The 20,616-nt window shown below is 51.8% G+C and carries 14 protein-coding genes and 1 tRNA gene; 10 read left to right on the top strand and 5 right to left on the bottom strand.

Annotation, left to right across the window (positions count from 1 at the left end; genetic code table 11):
• The first annotated feature begins 4 nt into the window (after positions 1-4).
• The 3 genes from JF70_RS08965 (at position 5) to JF70_RS05045 (ending at position 1,314) form a co-directional block, all read left to right on the top strand.
• Positions 5-325: a hypothetical protein gene (locus tag JF70_RS08965; protein WP_156149604.1), complete on the top strand. Its 321-nt coding sequence runs from the start codon at positions 5-7 to the stop codon at positions 323-325.
• Positions 326-372: 47 nt separating this feature from the next.
• The gene (locus JF70_RS05050; RefSeq protein WP_045936157.1) at positions 373-1,131 is read left to right on the top strand and encodes a TlyA family RNA methyltransferase; all 759 of its coding nucleotides are present in this window, start codon (positions 373-375) and stop codon (positions 1,129-1,131) included.
• Between the two features lie 106 nt (positions 1,132-1,237).
• Positions 1,238-1,314 (top strand) — tRNA-Arg (locus tag JF70_RS05045).
• A 148-nt stretch (positions 1,315-1,462) separates the two neighbouring features.
• On the opposite strand, the gene JF70_RS05040 is transcribed toward JF70_RS05045, so the two are convergent.
• The gene (locus JF70_RS05040; RefSeq protein WP_052690758.1) at positions 1,463-2,323 is read right to left on the bottom strand and encodes an Ltp family lipoprotein; all 861 of its coding nucleotides are present in this window, start codon (positions 2,321-2,323) and stop codon (positions 1,463-1,465) included.
• Positions 2,324-3,196: 873 nt separating this feature from the next.
• Positions 3,197-4,489 carry an MFS transporter gene (locus JF70_RS08765; RefSeq protein WP_082069410.1) on the bottom strand — a complete coding sequence of 431 codons (1,293 nt, stop codon included), beginning with the start codon at positions 4,487-4,489 and terminating at the stop codon, positions 3,197-3,199.
• Between the two features lie 878 nt (positions 4,490-5,367).
• Here JF70_RS08765 and JF70_RS08960 point away from each other — a divergent pair.
• Entirely contained in the window at positions 5,368-9,132 is a 3,765-nt protein-coding gene (locus tag JF70_RS08960; RefSeq protein ID WP_156149602.1) for a hypothetical protein, read from the top strand.
• Between the two features lie 468 nt (positions 9,133-9,600).
• Here JF70_RS08960 and JF70_RS05030 read toward each other — a convergent pair whose 3' ends face one another.
• Positions 9,601-10,590 (bottom strand): helix-turn-helix domain-containing protein, encoded by a 990-nt coding sequence (locus JF70_RS05030; protein WP_045935507.1) that lies wholly within the window; start codon positions 10,588-10,590, stop codon positions 9,601-9,603.
• A 176-nt stretch (positions 10,591-10,766) separates the two neighbouring features.
• On the opposite strand from JF70_RS05030, the gene JF70_RS05025 reads away from it, so the two are divergent.
• From JF70_RS05025 to JF70_RS05000, 6 genes are all read left to right on the top strand, one after another.
• Positions 10,767-12,785 carry an ABC transporter ATP-binding protein gene (locus JF70_RS05025; protein ID WP_052690757.1) on the top strand — a complete coding sequence of 673 codons (2,019 nt, stop codon included), beginning with the start codon at positions 10,767-10,769 and terminating at the stop codon, positions 12,783-12,785.
• On the top strand, positions 12,786-14,543 hold the full coding sequence (locus JF70_RS05020) for an ABC transporter ATP-binding protein (protein ID WP_197069103.1): 1,758 nt from the start codon (positions 12,786-12,788) through the stop codon (positions 14,541-14,543). It abuts the gene before it with no gap.
• A gap of 319 nt (positions 14,544-14,862) precedes the next feature.
• A complete protein-coding gene (locus JF70_RS05015; RefSeq protein ID WP_045935506.1) occupies positions 14,863-15,405 on the top strand; it encodes a hypothetical protein in 543 nt (180 codons plus the stop codon).
• A complete protein-coding gene (locus JF70_RS05010; protein ID WP_045935505.1) occupies positions 15,402-16,625 on the top strand; it encodes an ABC transporter permease in 1,224 nt (407 codons plus the stop codon). The genes JF70_RS05015 and JF70_RS05010 overlap by 4 nt, the downstream gene beginning before the upstream one ends.
• Positions 16,625-17,290, top strand: a complete 666-nt coding sequence (locus JF70_RS05005) for an ABC transporter ATP-binding protein (protein ID WP_045935504.1) — start codon at positions 16,625-16,627, stop codon at positions 17,288-17,290. Before JF70_RS05010 ends, JF70_RS05005 begins: the two co-directional genes overlap by 1 nt.
• Before the next feature lie 601 nt (positions 17,291-17,891).
• Complete coding sequence (locus JF70_RS05000; protein ID WP_045935503.1) at positions 17,892-18,659, top strand: LOG family protein; 768 nt, start codon at positions 17,892-17,894, stop codon at positions 18,657-18,659.
• An 18-nt stretch (positions 18,660-18,677) separates the two neighbouring features.
• Here the strand turns inward: JF70_RS05000 and JF70_RS04995 are convergent, their stop codons facing one another.
• Complete coding sequence (locus tag JF70_RS04995; RefSeq protein WP_045935502.1) at positions 18,678-19,355, bottom strand: O-methyltransferase; 678 nt, start codon at positions 19,353-19,355, stop codon at positions 18,678-18,680.
• A 73-nt stretch (positions 19,356-19,428) separates the two neighbouring features.
• Complete coding sequence (locus tag JF70_RS08760; RefSeq protein ID WP_420804937.1) at positions 19,429-20,580, bottom strand: succinate dehydrogenase/fumarate reductase iron-sulfur subunit; 1,152 nt, start codon at positions 20,578-20,580, stop codon at positions 19,429-19,431.
• Between the last annotated feature and the right edge of the window lie 36 nt (positions 20,581-20,616).

The following is a 20,616-nucleotide window of genomic DNA, read 5'->3' as shown; positions in this document are numbered from 1 at the left end:
GGCCATGACGGAAGAGGTCGATTCCGGACAACCGGGAGCGAGTGGACCATCCCAGGAGTCCAATCACTACGGGCCACCTGAGCAGTCCGGCCAGACCGGGCAGCCTGTAGAGTCTGAGCGTTCTGGATGGTCCTCTCAGGCAGATGACGAGGATACGACTGCCTCAGTACCCGAAGAGCCCATGGATAAGCAGGCTATGGCACCTCTTTTGGAACGTTTCCCTGATTTGGCTCAATTGGACGATCTGGACGATGCCCAACAGGTCGAGCTGCTCGGCAAGGTGCTGGCCGGGCTCCAGCACGACCTGAACCGGGAGGGCAAGTGAACGTTGAGGACACGGTCGTCAGCGCTGGGGACGGTCGTCGAAGGACCGTGGCTCACACCCGCGACCGGCTTGACCGCATCCTGCCTGCACAGGGGCTGACGGATTCACGGGCCAGAGCCCAGGCGTTGATTCGGCAGGGCCGAGTTACGGTCAACGATCATCTGGCTTCAAGACCTGCTCAGAGCGTCCAGCCAGGCGATGTAATTCTCCTGGACCCGGGCGATGACTATGCCTCCCGGGGAGCGCTGAAGCTGGAGGGCGCCCTGACGACTTTTGCGGCGCAGGGGATGCCCGGTCCGCAGGACAGGCTCTGTCTCGATATCGGGGCCTCCACGGGCGGTTTCACTGACGTTCTGCTCAGACACGGGGCAAGGCGAGTTATCGCCCTTGATGTGGGCCACGGACAGTTGCTGGAACGGATTGCCGCTGATCCTAGGGTGATTGACAGGAGCGGTGTCAACATACGCGAAGTCCAGCTGGGCGACCTGCCGTATCGCCCGGAATATGTGGTTTCGGATGTGTCCTTCATCTCGCTGACCTATGTCATTCCCGTCCTTCCTGCCTTGCTGGCGCCTGCTGCCAACTGCCTGCTGCTGGTCAAGCCCCAGTTCGAGGTCGGACGCAGCCTGCTGGGCCATCATGGCATTGTGACGGACGAGGATCGCAGGCACGAGGCGTTGGAGCGCGTCTTGGCCTGTGCATGTGAGTATGAATTCGTTGTCCGTGCTACCATGCCATCTCCCATAACGGGAGCCCATGGCAATGTGGAATATCTGCTCTGGCTGTCTTGGTCACAGTCGGTCTGAAGGCTGTGGCTTCCCGCTTTCCACGCGACACACCAGACTGGACAGAATCTACAGTTGCGGTAATATAAATGAGTTGTCAAAAACGAGTTCCTCGTCGAGATGACATGCGCCAGTAGCCCAACGGATTAGAGCAGCTGACTACGGATCAGCAGGTTGCAGGTTCGAATCCTGTCTGGCGCACCACACGAAAGCCTTACAGCCACAACGGTTGCGGGGCTTTTCCATTACTCGGCAAGTTTGCTTAAAACTTGATTTTGTGTGACATTTGTGTGATAAAGGTTCCCGCAAAGGAAAAGCCCCGCCGGAGCAGGGCTGATCCGTTGGGATCTGGTTACTGATTGAGATGCTGCATGGCGTAAGCCACTTCTTCGGGGGTGAACTTACCTCCGTACTGACTGGCCAGCTGATGCCGGATTTCTGCTGGGCTCATGTTCGTGTACTTCTGGTAGTCTTTGGCTGCGGCGAGAGCAGTGGCCTTGTAGTCGGCTTTGAGGTTATCTACGGCGTGCTGGGCGACATTGGGCGTGAATTTATCCTCGCTGGTGAGGTCGTAGTAGATGCCCTCCTTGCTCTCGTGTGTTATTTCCAGGTAATGTTTGGCTTTGGCGTGAGCAGCCGCGTTGTCGTCGGCTTTGAGGTTATCTACGGCGTGCTGGGCGGCCTCGGGCGTGAATTTATCCTCGCTGGTGAGCTCATCGTAGATGCCCCGCTTGCTCATGTGCATTCTTTTCTGGTAGTGTTTGGCTTCGGCAAGGGCATTGGCGTTGTAGTCGGCTTTGAGATGGTCTACGGCGTACTGGGCGGCCTCGGGCGTGAATTTATCCACGCTGGTGAGCCTATCGTAGATGCCCTGCTTGCTCATGTACAGGAGCTCAGAGAAGTCTTGCGCCTGAGCCAGAGCCGCCTTGTGATTGTCAGAGTCAGGGTTAGCAGGTTTTTTAGGGGCTTTTATAGTTTTCTTCATCTTGTTCAGTTGCTGTGATATACCGGCTGTCTCGATCTTAGGGACGCTGATTGGCAACTTGATGTTTGATCCTGCGGTTGCGGCAAAAACAAGAATGGCAACGACGGCGATGACGACCCAGAACCAGACCCTCTTGTAAATCGGCTTTTCCTCCGGTGGCTGCATCCACGGGGGCACGGGTGTCTGTGGGGTCTTTGGAGTCTGTGGGGTCTGTTCAGCGTTGGGCATGACTTACCTTCTCCCTTCGTCCTCTATGACTACCAGCAGGCTACCATTTATTCTGTACGGTGATCTTGCTTGTTGGGGTTGACTCTGTGCTTTGTAGCGCATCCGGCTCGAATCGGGTATGGGCTGGTAGTAGCCCTGGTTGATTTGGAGGGCGGCGTCGGGTTCGCAGACGATCCGATATTCGAGGGGTTGGCGAGCTTCAGCGCGGTTTCGCGCCTTGTACGGCGTTCCAGGCGCAGACCGTAACGCCTGTTCTAGTAGCGTCGGTGTGCTGCCAGTGGATGGTCGCCCGTCTTGACTGTGTCCAAGCACATAAGGCGCCTTCTTATCCTCTGAGAGTCGAAGGGAATCCACAGTCAGAGAGGATAGGGGCTAGGCTTTCCGTCATACGTTGCTCGGCCCTGCGGATGACCACCCTGATGTCCGACACATATAGTCGCAGATCTCATTGGCAACTGCTACCTCTATTGGAGGCTTTGCATTTAGCCAGTTCGACATTGCGGATCTTGCATGGTCCAGGGGTCTGCCACCTTGCCTTGACTGTATCCGTGTGAGGCGTGGAACTCTCAACCCTACATCAATGTATATCCGTACAACATCGCCCTGTTGTGAACAGTACTGGTCGTGCAAGCACTAACCTGCATTTCTGGTGAGCAGTAACTGAATCCATTGCGGTAGGCTGACCGATGCGTCATCAACCCTTCCGGTTAGTCATACTTAGAAGCACAGCTATATCACGCAAAGAACCACGAGGAAGGTCAATATAACTCTACATGCATGCATGTATATCCGCGGACATCTTATTGATGCCTTACTTTAAATATTGAACTATGATTATCAGCTAATTACTTTTTCTTGTTGGACAAAATTGAACTAAACCTTTTCTACTCGATATCGAAGCATGGTCAATCCCGCAAAGGTTCCTGCGCCTATTAGACTAACTGCCGCTAGAATTGCGGTATTCGTAGGACCGACTAAGTCTGATAACCAGCCGGTTAGAGATCCTCCGATAAGATATCCGACCGTACCTACCGCGCCTATAGTGGACATTACAGAAGCTCTATATTCATTGGGGGAGAGAACTTGCTCAAGTAATTCTTCAATTACATTGGCAATTGTATAGAATAAGGAAAATACAAAAAAGCTGCAGAAAGCGAAAATCAGAGATTGACCGCTCAATGCAAACGCGCAGAAGGCTATTCCAGAAGCGATGAGGGACATTGGCAAACTTTTTATTGCTGATCGGGTATTTGAGGAAAAAGGTGCAGCTAGTGCTGCTCCGATAAGTGCCCCAATGGATCCAATCGTGTTTAAATACCCGTAAACAGAGTTTGGAGCATGTAACACCGTACGGGTGAAAACAACGAGTAGAGTTTCTTGTAGTCCGAGGCCGAACCAAAGTGCAAGAACAACAATGGACAGGGCAGCAAGAAGTCGTTCCTTTTTGATAAGGTCTAAAACATTTTTTAATCGAATGGTGGTTGAAGAAATTATCCCTTTTAACTTAACCCAGAAGGAAATACTATGACTTTCGCGAAAACCATTGTGTGAATCGACAGCTCGCTTCGAATTATGCTCCTCATGTGAATAGCAACCGTCAAGTGAAGCCGCAATTAAGCTGCCAAAAGCAGCAACCGCAAATGCAGCGACACTGTTGAAATTGGTGAGCAAACCGGCGAGGGCGCCAGAGGCGATACCTGCAGCATTGATCATGAAAGATAAAACAGAATTGAGAACTGACAGTTTTGAATCTGAAACTAGTTCAGCAGCTTTTGCATATCGTGCTGGCTTCATAACCGCAGCTATGCTTGTTATAACAAAAGCAAGAATAAATGAAAGAGCAATGTTATGGTTAAATGCGAGCAACAGACAACAAAGAGCTCGTAGCGTTCCGCCCACTGCTAAAACAATCCTGCGATTGTATTTGTCAGCTATACCAGAAAACAGCGGAGCTACAATTAAATTTGGCATAAAGGTAACTAAAAAGAGGGCACTGACCGCCAGCGGAGACGATCCCGAAATATCGTATACATGAATGGTCAGTAAGAGATTAACGATTCCACCGACAAGACTGGTAAAGAAAGCACCAAGCGATAATGTAACCAATGGTTTGTGTCTCAAAACGTCTTTGAGGGCTACGAATGTTGTCGCTGCTTTACTTAACATGTGGCATACATCCTTCGTCTACTTATGGCTCAGTCAGCAGATTGGTTTAAACTTTCAAGGATTTCATCGTGTGGAATTCAAATTTCGTAATAGATAATATTATGCCATCCGTGACTTGTTCATCTTTGATTTCAAAATGGCCAATTTGGGTCTAGTAGAATCCGTGCTTCGGCTCAGTACTGCATTTTATGCTCCACGAGGTTAGGTTCAAGTGCTACGTGGATTGCTTAATTAAATCTTGTCTTCTTGAAAGCGACATGCTGCATCTTTGCGGCATTTATATATCAGATTTCCCATGTTGGTGCTACTGCTCGATATGCGTACAGCTATTAGGTATTCTTCATATATTCGTTCGCAATCAGAACTAAAATCCCGGCGATTCCAAGGGTATTGATTGCGACATTTCGATCCGCACTCCAACCTATGATCGTGTTGCAGAGCATGCCAATCAAGCTTCCCAACGAGCTCGCAATATTAAGAACAGTGGAGTGCCGATCAGGCGGAATCAAACTATTCGCAACTGCCGGAGTTATGGGCTCTCTTCCATTCATGCCCACTACGACAAGCAGGAATCCTATCGCTACGACGATGGCGAAGGAACTGCCATGTGCGCGAAACGGGCTGCCCCTATAGTAAAGGCTAAAAAGAGAGCTTTTGATCTTTTAAGGTATACCTCAAGCTTGTCAGAAAGGTAGCTATAAACTGAGGCTCAAATAAGAGCAGCGGACGCCAGCAGGCCCCAGTATGACATAGGCAAATTCGTATGCTCATATAAGGGTTGATTTAAGGTATAAACAGCGTTGAAAAGCACGTATCAAATCTTATAGGGCGAAGAAGTAAAGTAGGTGTAGTCGTTTCATAAGGTCAGGAAGGGAATTATGGGGAGACTGCCGTATTTAGCTCAGCTCAAAGATGTTTATTCATTTGGAAGAACAACTACAGCTCGTTCGGCATTGCCTATCCTGATAAGAAGAATTATCTTGCAGTCAAATCAAACAATCACTTTTATTAAAATGCCCGGAGAGGAAGATACGGACCTAGGTGGATACGATGGTCAAGTGCGTGCTGGGCAAGGAAACGCATTTGTTCCATCAGGGTACAGTGTATGGGAATTTGGCACATCTCGTGGTATCAAAGCTAAGGCTAATTCTGACTATATCAAGCGTACAAAAGAACCATTAGGTATAAACCAATCCGAAACCACCTTCGTGTTTGTTACCCTGGGGAGATGGGCGGATGCACAGGCTTGGGCTCACGAGAAAAGCAAAGAGGGAATATGGAAAGAAGTCCGTGTATATACCGCCGATGACATATTAACAGCGCTTGAGGAAACTCCAACGGTATATTTGTGGTTTTCTGAAATGTGCGGGAAATCGGTTCATGGATTATCCAGTCTGGAAACTTGGTGGAATGACTACCGAAAACCGTGTGATAATCTACTTACTTCTGAGCTTGTCTTGTGTAATCGATCTTATGAAAAAAGTCTTCTTAAGAAGAAACTAAGTGACAGCAAGCCGAGTCAAATAATAATACGGTCTGTGACGATTGAAGATTGTCTTGCATTCGTGGCGGCGACTTTGCTTTCTGATGAGCAAGGAACGCTGTCTAAAGCTGTGGTCGTTAGTGAGGCAAGCGCACTGGAGTATTTAAGACACCTGTCAGAACGTCTGATTGTGCTTTTGTCAGATGCTGCTCTAGTAAGAGAAGCTGAACTACTTACCGGACACCATATAGTTATTGGCGTAAATAAAGTGCAGCAAATCGCGCCAACAATAAATTTGCCTGACATCTCGTATGAAAAAGCCGTAAACTATTTCAAAACAAAAAATATATCAGATGAAAAACAGACGGAGTATGCACGTGCGGTACATAAAAGTATACCACTCCTGCGTAATAAAATTGCTTTAACACCTCTTCCAGATGAGCTCTTACCGAATTCAAATTCTCCTCATGCAAATCAACTAGTTAGAAGAGCATGGATGCTTGGGCGGTGGGACGGTGCAATAAAGGGGGATGCAGACGTGGTTGCTCGTTTTGTGATAGACCCCAACGATGAAGAGTTAACTGATGCGCTACTTAAGGACGCTAATAGTGCTAATCCTATTTTTTCAATATTTGGAAGTGTGCGTGCAGTTATTTCCCCCATTGAGAGTGCTGAACGCTTGTTGCAAGCGATAACAAGATCCGATTTGGTTGCCTTTCGAGAGGTGGTTTGTTCTGCACTGGAAGAAGCAAATCCCGCCCTTGCACTTCCAGAAGATCAGCGATGGGCGGCGAAAATTTATGGAAAGGGGAGGAAAGAATCTGACGATCTTAGAAAGGGAATTGCGACTACACTAGCCTTGCTAGGTTCCTCGAGTGCGACTGTAAGCGATTTTCCCTCTCTGTCTTTTTCGGATTGGGCGGCCAATGTCGTTTCAGATATACTGCGCTTCGCAAATGACGATTGCACCGGGGGCATATGGATTTCGATAAATGATGTTTTGTTGGAAATTGCTGAGGCGGCACCCGAAGAGTTTCTGGATGAATTGCAAAGAGCAATAAGTCCAAGCGGTGTACTTATGGATAAATTATTCCATGAATCATCTAATTTGTTGGCACCTACCAGCCCGCATGTACAAGTGCTTTGGGCTTTGGAACGCCTGGCAATGGTTCCCGATTATTTTGGGAGAGCTATGTGGTTACTTGCATTACTTGCTGATTACGATCCTGGCGGGAAACTTGCTAATCGGCCGTTAAACTCTCTCGCTACTATTCTGCGTGTATGGTATCCTCAAACAGCTGCATTATCGGATGAAAGGCATTCGTTCGTTCAAAAAGTCTGCAGAAAACTACCTGAGGTTGGTAAATCACTAGTTATTGCTCTCATTCCCAGGATAGGAGAAAGCACTTCAACAATTACGCCGTTTGAATTTAGACAATCCGCTTCACCAAATAAGCCGACCGACAATCAAATCGTTGATGATATTAACGTATATCTTGGCTGTGCTGTTGACCTTGCTGAAAGTGATCCATCAATCTGGATCAAGATCATCCCTAAGTTGCCTTATTTGCCTCAAAAGAGCAAAAATACTGCTTTGAATAAGCTTAGTCTAGCTAAGTTGAAACCAACCGATACACGTGATGCGATATGGTTGGAGTTTTATAAACTTATCGGGAAACATCAGTCTTCAGCAAATGTGTCAGCGTCTTTATATCTCAAAGATATCGAATACTTCAAATCAGTCATGAAAGAGCTAGAACCCGTGGATCCTGTTGTTCAAGTAGCCCCGCTATTTACTTACGACTGGTTGGTTTACGTCTTGGACAATCATAACCAGTCGATTGATAGAAAGCAGCTTCTAGGAAAAGCCAGAAATGATGCAATTAGTAAGGTCTTTGAGGAAGGTGGTCTGGAGAGCGTATTGCGACTTGCCAAAAGAGTTGAATGCCCTTGGATCGTTGGAGACGCGTTTGCTTGTCTCGGCCTACAGATACAAGAACACGCGATTGCCAGACTATTAGAAAGCGAGTTTTCCAAAGTATGTTCTTTTGCGAGATCGGCTTTGTATAGGCTAACGAATGGTAAATTAAGCAATCTACTGGAGATAATGCATAGTGATAGTTTGTCCAACACGGTAAAAGCTCGCTTGCTCTTACTCTCTAATGAATTCGATGAAGTATGGACATCTCTTGGTAGTTATGATGAAGAAGTGGAGATGATACATTGGCTGGAGTTTCCAATTGATCACTTAGGAACCGATTTCACGTTAGCCAATGAAGCAGCAAAACAGCTTGCGAGTCATGGACGAATCGTGGACGCTCTCAAATTGCTCGCGTTATATTGTGAGGCCAGTGCTGTTAAAGTTGATTCGGGCTTAGCGGCTGATCTTATGGAAAAGTTCCTGATATGCCATGATCATGAAAGTGAGACATTATCTAGTCATGAAATAGAAGTGCTGATAAAACTCCTCCAAGATAGTGTGAGTATAGACCGTACTCGTCTTGAGAAACTTGAATGGGCCTATTTGCGTGCATTTAATGATGGGCATGTGTGCTTATTTTTGCACCGGAAACTCGCTGATGATCCGCGCTATTTTGCTGACATTCTCTCTCTTGTATACCCAGAAACTGCTAATGGTGGAAAACAGCCGGAGGTCCCGAAAGAGCAGTCGGAAAAAGCTTGGCTTCTGCTAAATACTTGGAGAACAATCCCTGGAGCGGTCAATGAGTCAAGTGAAATTGTCGAAGAACAACTGAGATCATGGATTCAAGAAGTTCAAAAGATACTGGGCTCGCGTGATCTAACTAAACGAGGAGATTACTATATTGGAAAAGTACTGGCTTATGCTCCCGCTGATAGTGACGGCACATGGCCATGTAAATCAGTATGTAATATAATAGAAGACTCTCAATCCACGTCTTTAGATGAAGGTTTCAGTGCTGAGCTGTTCAACAAAAGAGGGGCGGTTAGTCGTAGTTTAGAAGAAGGCGGGAAACAAGAGTATGAGCTTGAAGATGAGCTCCAAAAATGTGCTAACAGAATTAACGTTCAATGGCCGAAAGTGGCTGCGCTGCTGACAAGACAAGCGAGAGAATATCACTCAATGGGATTAAACGAAGATGAGCAAGCTAAAAGGTATAAAGAGGGAATAGATTATTGAGTCCGGTGCTCTGGACTGCGGATAATGTGGTTTTGCATTTGGTGGTTAAGCAGTAAAACTGGTAATAGTCCTGCTCTTTGGCGTTTTCAGTGGTACATATGCCACCAGGCGTCTTATTTTGTCCGTGTTTAGCGAATTCAATACAAGTAATTCGCCTGTGCCTTTTGCCATTCAAAATAGTAAAGAATAAATCGACATATACGCCTGGAAGTTCTAGAAATAACGATTCGTGGCGACAAGCCGCGGATAGGCTCCTTAGTTTCGATGCAGAGCCATATGGGCCTGATCTATATATGAGGAGGAACGTGAGCTGGTTCCCTCTGCCAGGACGGGAACATCACCATCGCTCCATACAGCTCCTCTGCCTGGACGCCAAAATCGGACAATGGTCTCAGCTAGGGGAACGTTCATAAAGTCATAGTCCTCGGGTCTGTGACCGTCTACTTGACTTTCGCAATTGTGGACTTATCAATTGCAGCGAGCTTGTTCGATACGCTTGCTTTGCTTGCGCCAAGCGATTGGAGTAACACCGGTTTCTCTGGTGAAAGTCGCGCTGAATGAACTGGGACGTATATATCCGACCTGCCTGCCGATCCAGGCAATGTCCTCCCCAGTGGACGAGAGAAGATGGCGGGCCTGGTCCATTCTTTGCTCTCTGATGTACCTGGCCAGACTTGTGCCGGTCTGACGTCTGAAGGCGAGGCATAAACGTGTGCGTCCCACATACAGGGATTGGGCTATCTGATCGATGGAGAGGTCGCCGCCAAGATGGGATTTGATGTGGGCTTTGACCTGCTGGACCAGGTCGCGGTCGAGCGACAGTTCGTGGCTCTGTTCAGGCGCGGAGGAAACCTGGGCCAACATTGCCATGAGGAGGTCGATGTGTGCTTTGATGAGGAACTCCGTTTGCCCCGGCCTTCCGGGGGACAACTTTGACATGGCGGTTAAAGCGGCCAGGGCAATATCGGATGGCCAGGGTTGGCGGAAGGCGTCAAAGAGTCCCTTGACCTGGCCAGGCCATTGGTTTTCCAACTCCATGAAATAGTCGGGCAGGATGCAGATGCTCCGGGTCCGCGAGCGGGAGCCTGCCGGTATGCGGTTGGTGACCGATCCCGCCTGCTGGATTAGGGAGACCATATTGCCCTCCTGCTTTGTACATGGCTGCAACCCATAAGGAGCGGGGTTGGCTGCCGGGCTTTCATCCAGGGTCAGGCAGGCATGGTCGGTCATGGCGTACTCGTTAAAGTTCATTTCGCGCAGGAAGGTGATGTCGTGCCATATGACCAGGCAATGAGGACCTGCCGGATTGGCTTGGAATCTTCCCTGGCAGATATCGCCATCGACCTGCCCTTCCAGTCTTCCCGATCGGTGATGGAGTTCCATGCCGAGTTGCTCCACCTGGGGGCGATACAGGGTCTGTATCTCGCGGGACTCGGAACGTATCGTGTGGTCTGTCATGGCTCACCTGCTTTCATCCTGCCGGCTTTCACAGCAATCTCGGCGGACTTTCGTTTTCGTTCGCACCTTTTACGGATTCATCCGTCGCTCTGTGACGGTCTTCCAGCCGTTGGCTTCTCAGATTACGTTCGATGGCAGCGAACGACAAGAGTTTTGGATGAACCTGGAGGAAAGAGATGACCACAGATCAGGCGGATTCGGGTAGCAAATCGGATCCTGCAGAAGGTAAAGCACAGGGCGGGGGAGGTGCGCCTAATCGTGAGAGGTCGCATGGGCGTAGTTCCCTCAGGCGGCTGCTTGATTTCGCCGGCCCTCGCAAGGTGTTCTCCTATCTCGGCTGTGGTCTGTCCGCACTCTCCACGATTGCCGGCCTTGGACCCTACATCTGCATATGGCTGGCGGTAAAAGACCTCCTCGCCGTAGCGCCGAAGTGGTCCCAGGCCACGGGAATCGCCATATACGGATGGGCCGGATTGGGGTTTGCGGCGGCTTCCGTCATGCTGTACTGTGCAGGACTGTTGATGACGCATCTGGCAGCTTTTCGGAGTGCCTCCAACATGCGTAAAGAGGCCGTAAGCCACCTGATGAGCCTGCCTCTGGGGTATTTCGACCTCCACGCTTCAGGCGAGTTGCGTCGCACCATTGATGGCTCGGCGGGCGATACCGAGAATCTGCTTGCCCATATACTCCCTGATGCAGCCGGCTCCTTCGCCATGATTCTGAGCATGCCGATACTGATGCTGATTTTCGACTGGCGTATGGGCCTGGCCTGTCTCTTCCCCATCCTGATTGCCCTGGTCTGCATCCGTGTCATGATGAACGATCAGGGACAGTCCTTTATGAAGGAATACCAGGATGCCCTGGTGCGAATGTCCAAGACGGGAACCGAATATGTCCGTGGCATTCCAGTGGTCAAGGTCTTCCAGCAGACGGTTTATTCCTTCAAGGCCTTCCATGAGGCCATCGAGCATTACAGCAGAATAGCCAGGAACTATGCCATGAAGATCTGTCACCTGCCTCAGACCATTCAGATGACGGCCCTGAACGGGACTGTGGTTTTCCTTGTTCCTGTAGCCATCCTGCTGGCTCCAGGGCAGAGTGACTTTACCTCTTTCCTGACCGATTTCGCCTTCTATGCCGTCTTCTCGGGCATGGTTCCCACGGCCATGACCCGTCTGCAGTTCTCCAGTGAGTCCTTCAGCAAGGCTGACGATGCCTTAAACAGAATCACCGGCGTGCTCAGTATTGATCCCCTGACGGTAGCTGCTCAACCGAAACACCCGAAGTCGGCGGATGTGTCTCTGGATCAGGTATCATATACCTATCCGGGTGCCAATCGTCCGGCACTGGATCGGATTGACTTCAAGGTGCCGGAGGGTGGAATGGTCGCTCTGGTCGGTCCCTCGGGAGGCGGCAAATCGACCTGTGCCAGTCTGTTGCCACGTTTTTGGGATGTGGATTCGGGCAGGGTCGCTATGGGCGGCATTGATGTCAGATCCATCGATCCACATGATCTGATGGGGCAGGTCGCCTTTGTCTTCCAGACCAACAGGCTCTTTTCGACCACCCTGCTGGAGAACGTTCGCGCAGCCAGACCGGACGCCGCTCCTGAGCAGGTTATGGAGGCATTGAGAGCGGCCCAATGCATGGACATCGTTGACAAGCTTCCCGAGGGGTTGGATACTATGCTCGGCTCAGGTGGAACCTACCTTTCCGGGGGGGAGGTCCAGCGCGTGGCCCTGGCCAGGGCAATCCTCAAGGAGTCTCCCATTGTGGTCCTGGATGAGGCGACTGCTTTTGCCGATCCCGAGAATGAATTCTTGATACAGAAGGCGCTGACCAAATTGACACGGGCCGAAGGGGGCCGACGGCGAACCGTTCTCATGATTGCCCACCGTCTATCGACTGTGGCTCATGTCGATCGAATCCTGGTATTGGATGGGGGCCACCTGGTAGAGCAGGGCCCTCATCGCCAGCTTCTTGATGCGCAGGGTACCTATGCCCGTATCTGGTCTGATTACGAACGGGCGGTCTCCTGGAAGGTCGACAATTCTCCGAAGGCTGCCGCCGGAGCGGGTCAAAATCCCGCCGGCCCCATTGCGGGTGAGAAGCACGTCGTTCCCGGTGTCGGGCCATTCGCTACGGACTCGTCTACCGGTGATTCCGACATCCAGAGGAAAGGAGGTGAGGCATAAGTGTTCGCCTCATTCAAGAAGAAGTATGCCCTGTCCGACCAAGGTATGAAGATCGTGGTTCTGGGAACGCTATGGACCGCGCTGACCAATCTGATTATCATGGCGGGAACAACCTCCCTTCTGCTGGTCATGAACGCTTTTGTTGAGCACCTGACGGCAGGGGCGTCTTTACCGAAGGTCCTGCCCTATCTGGTTGGTCTCCTGGTCTTTGCGCTTATTCTCTTCGGCACCTCCTGGTTTCAGTACAGTTATTCCTATGGCGCGGTCTTCAGCCAGACCGGAACGCAGCGGATCGACCTGGCCGAGAGACTGCGCAAACTCCCACTCTCCTTTTTCGGGCGGCGTGACCTGGCTGATCTGACCGATACAATTCTGGGTGACGTGGCCACCATGGAACATGCCTACGCCCATGCGCTGAGCCAGCTCTATGGCGCAGTCGTTTCATCCGTCCTGATATTCCTGTCGCTTCTGCCCATCGATTGGGCACTTGATTTGGCTGCATTCTGGAGCGTGCCGGTGGCTTTCACTATCATCTTTGCCACTCGACGATTCGTTGAAGCTTCGTCACGGCGTACGAGGCAGGCCCAGATTCGGGTCAGTGACGGCATTCAGGAGGCGCTTGACTGCGTTCGGGAGATTCACGCCACCAACCAGGAGGAGAGGTATCTGGAAAGGCTTTCCTCGACCATCGATGACACCGAAGCCACTACGGTCCGAACCGAGATGACCAATGGCCTCATATTGAACTCCGCCATGGTGGTTTTGAGGTTGGGTGTGGCAACGACCTTCCTGGTGGCTGCCGGATTGATCATCCAGGGCAGGATTGACTTCATGGTTATGTTCCTATTCCTCCTGATGGTCTCACGGATTTACTCGCCCTTTGATCAGGCGCTGATGCTGGTTTCGGAACTCTTCCAATCCCAGGGCTCGGCCCGGCGGATTCGCTCCATCAACGAGGAACCTGTAGCTGAGGGGAGTGAGGAATTCCACCCCGATGGGCACGATATCGTCTTCGACCACGTTGCCTTTTCCTATCCCGCGCTTGCGGGTAAGGCGGTAGGCGAGCCGGTTCTCGAAGATGTGAGTTTCACCGCCCGGGAGGGGGAGGTCACGGCCCTGGTCGGTCCTTCGGGTTCCGGGAAATCAACCTGTGCTCGGCTGGCGGCTCGCTTCTGGGAAGCTGCTGCAGGCTCCATCACCGTAGGAGGAGTGGATGTGAGCCAAGTGGATCCGGAGGTTCTTCTGCGCGACTATGCCGTGGTTTTCCAGGACGTGATGCTCTTTGATGACACGGTCATGGGCAATATTCGGATGGGTCGGAACGGTGCAACTGATGAGGAAGTGTTGGCTGCAGCCAGGGCCGCCAACTGCGACCAGTTCGTCTCGTGCCTGCCACAGGGGTACCAGACGAAGATTGGTGAAAACGGCTCCAGACTTTCCGGGGGCGAGCGGCAACGAATCTCCATTGCCAGAGCCATCCTCAAGAATGCACCGATTGTCTTGCTTGACGAGGCTACCTCCTCCCTGGATGTGGAGAACGAGACGCAGGTGCAGGAAGCCCTGTCACAACTGCTGGTGGGGAAGACCGTCATGGTCATCGCCCACCGGATGCGCACCGTCGAGCAGGCTGACAAGATTGTGGTTCTGGGCCATGGGCGCGTGGTCGAGCAAGGTTCCCCGCAGAAGCTCATGGCCGCAGATGGTGAATTTGCGCGGATGGTTCGTTTGCAGGCAGAGAGCGCAGACTGGTCCTTGTAGAGAGGGCTTGGACCGACTCTTGGTATCGCCAAACGGCAGAGAAGGGCAACACTACATCATAGGCAGTCAGAATATTTCCGAACAAACTGAGGAACGAGTGGCTGAATGCGAGATTTCTTTCCAAAATTGATTGTTCCAAAGACTGTTCCGAGTAAGCTTGAACTGTTTGCATTTATATTGCTGACTTTTATCAACGCGTAGTATAAAATTTTAATTTATAAGTTTTAATGTAAGCTCACATGCTTCACAAGGAGGTGGCTTTACAGAGAGAATTGAATTTGATTGAGCCTCTTCTGCCGCTCGAAACAAGTCATGAAATTTGATCAGCATCATCAAAGGTAAGTATCACTGGATAATCAAGCAGCTCGGACATGTCGAAATTAGCCTGGTGGCGTCTGCGAAAGGTGGCACGGTGAGACGCTTTATGGATAGATCGATACTGAGGCTCAACAATCGCCTGGAGTTGGTCTTTCTGTATTTGGGCTGCTTTCTATTGGCTGGGTTTTTCGTGTATTTGAAACACCAGGCGGATGATTCGGAAGTGTTGATGAGTTACATCAAATTCATGATCGAAAAACGGCGCGCTTTCGTTCTGGGGTTTTCTGCGTTTGTGTTGGTGTTTCTTTATCAATTGGTGACAAAAGCCAGAACTGAGGTCAGATGCCGGGTACTGGTGGGAGATACGTTGAGGCAGATAAAACTCCGGTATCTTGTCGAATGCCTGATATTGCTCGGCATTTCTTTCTTGCTTTCGACTGTGGTCCATCTGCTGTTGGGCTTCGAGATAGTTGATAGCTTCTATGTGCTCTTGGCCCTGGCCGCATACGTACTGTTGAGCGCTCTGTTCTTGGGGGCAAGATGAAGGTTTTCCGCTTCTTTCTGACTCGTGTATTTCTCAGGAAACCAATCTTTGCCATAGGTGCGCTGGTCTTGTTCTTGATGGCCAACTACATGGCATTTCTGACAGCTCATAGTGTTTTGTCCACGCGTGAGGGATACCAGCAAATGGCGCATTTTGACAAGGAGGGAACATTCGTAGCGAACCTGGATCCGAATTCAGATTTTGGTAACAAGGACATCTCAAAAGCATCGATTCAGAAAGTCTACGATCGTCTGGACAGCCGATATCACTACGCGCTCTATACGGACGGAATGATGACCAATCTGGCTAATGGTTGCGGGGTTAAGGTTCCAGTGAGTTATATGAATCAGCGATATAACGACCTGGATGGGTTTCCCATTGCTCAAGGAAGCGGGTTGACGTTTGATTACAGCCTGGTGCGGAACGATGCCATTCCCGTGTTGGTGGGCGAGGGACTGGCCGACGACTATCCGCTTGGCACGCAATTCAAGATGCATGACCCTGCCCTGCTGCGAGAAGTAAGGGTGAAGGTCGTCGGTGTCATCGCCGAGAATTCGGTGCGTTCAAACTTCTACGCGCTTAATTCGAAGAAGTACTACAATTTTTCAGTAGTTGTGCCCGTCACCACGGCTTTCATCAAACAGGCTGATGTCAGTTTTAATATCAACGCACTCAACGATCTCGTTCTATCTGATACCGATCGTGCGGACGTGTCCGAATTGGGCGATTACATCGACAAGACGATTGGGGCCAAGTTCAACCTTTACAGTTATCAGGACAACATTGACTATTACAACGAATATTTGTTCTCTTCTTTGCGTTTTCTGACCGTGGCTTCAGGCCTACTGCTTATTCTCATCGTTTTGCTGTCTGTCTGGAGTGCACTGATCAGTGTGCGGGTAATGATGCGTGATTTCACGATCAACCTCATGGTGGGGCTGAGCTATGGCAGGCTTCGTCGGCTTTTCTACGCATATTATGCGGGCCTTTCCTTAATTGCATTGCTTGCCGTTTTCGCTATGGCAGCTTATTCGCGGCATAGCTACTGGCGAAGGAAGGATGCATTCTTAATGACCTATGGCTTGTGGGGAATGATCAGGATGGACTGGCTGGCCTTACTTGTCGCGTCGCTGTTCGATTTTCTTTTGGTTGCCATGCTCGCTCAATTGATCACCTGGAGGCTCAGGCGTGTTCCTATCTCATTGGGGGTGCTGCAGTAATGGACAAGGTCATCGATCTCAACCTGGATCATAAAACATACAGGAAGGGCTCATCTTCAGTCACTCTTCTTGAACATTTCTCGCTGACGGTCGCCGAGGGCGAGAAGGTCGCAATCGTTGGAGAGTCCGGCGTTGGCAAGAGCACATTGCTGAACATCCTCGGTCTGCTCGATACACGCTATGAAGGCTCTTACACGCTGCTGGGCAGATCCGCGCGCACGCTGTCCGACCTCGAATCGGCCGCATGGAGGAACCAGAAAATCGGGTTCGTCCTGCAGGAATCAGCACTCATCGGTTCCTTGAGCATCGCGGACAACATCAGGTTGCCCCTGCTTTACGCGCGGACACCGCGCAAGGGGGATTCTCGAAGATTCGACCAGGTGGTGGACTCTTTAGGCATCGGGTCGATACTGAGCAAAAAACCGCTTGAATGCTCCGGAGGGGAAAAATCAAGAGCAGTCTTCGCACGGGCCGTCATTATGAACCCCGAGGTTGTTCTTGCCGATGAGCCCACTGCCTCACTCGATTCAGAGAACCGGTCGAGGATCATCGCCCTGCTCTTTGCCCTGAACCGCGATTCGGGATCCACAATCGTCACCGTTACACACGATGCCTCACTGGCTGACCAACATGATCGAATCATCAAACTTCAACGAAAGGACTAGAGCATGGGTTTCTGGATTATGGTATTCGAGGCTTTTCTCGGGCTGGTGCTTCTAATTCTGGGAGTCGTTCGGGGGCAAGAATGACAAGCGCTGGTTTGCGCTGTGCATATTGGGCATAGCATGCCTGGCATTCGCCGTTTGGCTTGCCATATGAGCACCTGGTGAAACAATAAGACTCACATTTGGCGACCGTACAGATTCTTGTCATAGTAGGCGCATCAGTATTGCCCAATCTGCTTTCGTTCAGGGATGTTGGTCTAGTTTTTGTCCTGTCCTTATTGGGCCTGGTCATGTTCCTTTATTAAGCATGTATAACAGTTGAACTGTCAAAGTGAGTCGTAAGTTATCTATACTGCAAGCCGTAAAAGGGTTGGAGGGCCGAACTAGGTTTTTCTCTTAGTTATTTGTCCATGTCCGAGACTGCAACACCATACTCCGTTGATCTGATTCGAGTCGTCCACGCTACACCCATCGCTTGGGGCGATTTCTTCAGATATGAATCTGGCCTTGCCATCAGCCAGGCGGCGGGGGCCGCTATCATGAGAGCCGGAACAGGATCGAGCGGGTCCTTCTGATCGGGGCCCGATGAAGGAATGCGTACATGGCGGATATGGTTGACAATCACAATGACGACGAAGGCCCGGACCTGGGCCGGACCTACCACAGCGGTCCGGTCATCATGCGCGGGCCCATGATTCCCGAGGCGGATGCCAATGCTGGGTTGCTCTCGTCGGGCGGTGACACGGACTGGCTGCATATGGATCCCTGGCGGGTGCTGCGCATCCAGGCCGAGTTCGTCGACGGGTTCGGTGCGCTGGCGGAGCTGGGGCCCGCAGCCGCTATCTTTGGGTCAGCCCGGACCGGCAGGGATGATTCCACCTATGCGGCTGCGCGCAAGATGGGCGGCGACCTGGCCAAGGCCGGTATGACGGTCATCACGGGGGGAGGGCCCGGCATCATGGAGGCGGCCAACAAGGGCGCTGCTGAGGTCGGTGGCAAGTCCGTCGGTCTGGGCATCGAATTGCCCATGGAGCAGGGACTCAACCGCTGGGTGAATCTGGGCATCACCTTCCGCTACTTCTTCGTGCGCAAGATGATGTTCATGAAATACTCCTCGGGCATCATCGTCTGCCCTGGTGGGTTCGGCACCCTGGATGAGATGTTCGAGGTGCTGACCCTGGTCCAAACCCATAAGGCGCCCAGCATGCCCATCGTCCTCTTCGACAGGGCCTACTGGCAGGGGCTCTTTGACTGGATTTCGGACACAGTGAAACAGCGGGGCATGATTTCTGAGCTGGACCCCGATCTGGTCATCCGCACTGATGATCCTGATGAGGCTGTCCAGGCTATCCTGCGTCACCGTGCCTGAAAATTAGGCGAGCGGCAGTCAGTGGGCGCGGGTGGCCATGATCATGCCCGTGCCGATGGGCAGCAGGCAGGATTCCCAGGCATTGTCTTTGCTTATGGCCTCCATGATGGTCCGTAGGGTGGTCGTTTTGGCGGATCTGTTGGCCGGGTTGAGCACGCCGCCCTTGTCCGGGTCCTCCAGCAGGTCGAAGGCATCCGTGAAGATCAGCTGTCCCCGGTCCTTGAGCAGGCGCGGGGCCTGGTCCATGACCTGTTGGTAGTTGTCCCTGTTTCCCGAGACGACGATAAGGTCATAGTCGCTGGGGTTGAGCCTGGGGAAGTATGTTCTGGCAGCTGCGTTGACCGCCCGCAGTCTCATGCCGGGGTGGGCTTTCTCCATTCCCGCGAATATTTTTTTGACCAGAGAAGTGCCTTGGGCTGTGGAGTCGACGGCGGTGAACTGGCCATGGCCATGCAGGCCTGTCATCAGGCGCAGGGCTTCGACCACGGAGCCGTTGCCGACAAGGATGATGGATGCCGGAGCGTTCCGGCCGGCCAAGAACTGCAGAAAGGCGCCTTGAGACCGGGAACACTGGGCGAATCCGGCCTCCGAAGCCTTGTCTCGCAAGGTCTGCAACTTGTCGGATTCGACGTTCAGAGCGCTTGCCTCGGCGAATTCCCATCCTCTGGCGATGTTGTTGTACGAGGTTTTGTCCATGCTAACCATGGTAACGACTAGAGGGCACAAGCCTGTCGCATGCTCACGCTGGCCTGTGTGTGCAGGAGTTTGGCTACTCCTTGACGGCTTCGACCAGCTTCCACATCTCTTCACCCACGTCGATGCCTCTGGGGCAGGGTCGGGTGCAGGCACGTATGGACTGGCATGCCTGGATACCGTCCACCTGGTCAATGGCCTCAAGACGTTCCTGCCGATGACTGTCGCGGGAATCGTTGATGAATCGAGCCGCTGCTATCATGGCCGCCGGGCCGGCAAATGCCTCACCGCCCGCATAAATAGGACAGGCACTCTGGCATAGTCCGCAGGCGATGCAGGTGCTGAGCAGTTCATACCGGGCCAGCTCTTCTGGCGTTTGCTTGTATTCTGACGCTGGTTCTGTCTTGGCTGCTTTCGTCCGGTCCGCTTGGCCGCTATCGGCAGAGGAGTCATCATGGAGCAGATAAGGCTTGAAGCGCCGAATCTGCTCGAACATGGCATTGGTGTCCACTATCAGGTCCCTGAGCGGGGTGAAGCCGGGAAGCGGGCGAATCTCCACTGCTGAAGATTCTGCAGGGTCCGGTTTTTCTGTGGGGTGTGGGGCGCCTATAAGGCCTGTAGTTTTTGTAGCGGTTGCGGTTTTCCTAGGATCTGTAGCTAAGAAGTCCGGGACCGTTGAATCTGAATCTGAATCTGAGACCGAGCCTGAGTGCGATGCCGACATGGATACGGCCGTTGCGGTTGTCGTTGTACCTGTGCGACGGAAGGCCGGAGGTTGCTGAGCCTGTAGGTTTCCTGTAGCTACACCGGGGGAGGCGTATACGTTCGGTATGGTCTTGGATACAGACAGGCAGTCGGCAATGGTGGCTGTGCAGAGCAGATCCGGACGGCCGTTGATGAGCACGGCATCCGATCCGCACATGCCATGGCCACAGGAGTACCGGAAGTTCAGTGTGGGATCCACCTCACGCTTGATCTGCAGAAGGGCATCCAGAACGGTGCGCTGTGGGGCGATACGAATCGTGTACTCCTGCGTCCAACGACGGCCGCGGGCCCGTCGGTTACCGGCTGTGGCGAAAGGATAGCTTTTGGCGAATGGGTTGGTTCGCGCCGGACGCTCTGATTGAGGTCGTGGGGTAAACCGGGCTATTCGGAAGGTCACCGGGCGGGGATCGCGGTCCGATGCGGATGCCTTGGATCCGTCTGATTCCGTGGACTGTGATGTCACGGTTGCTCCTGTCCTTGTTCGGGAAACGGCCCGATG

Source organism: Bifidobacterium mellis (genome assembly GCF_000967265.1).
Lineage (GTDB): Bacteria > Actinomycetota > Actinomycetes > Actinomycetales > Bifidobacteriaceae > Bombiscardovia > Bombiscardovia mellis.
The sequence above is the reverse complement of the archived record's forward strand: the minus strand, read 5'-3'. Positions and strand labels throughout refer to the sequence as shown.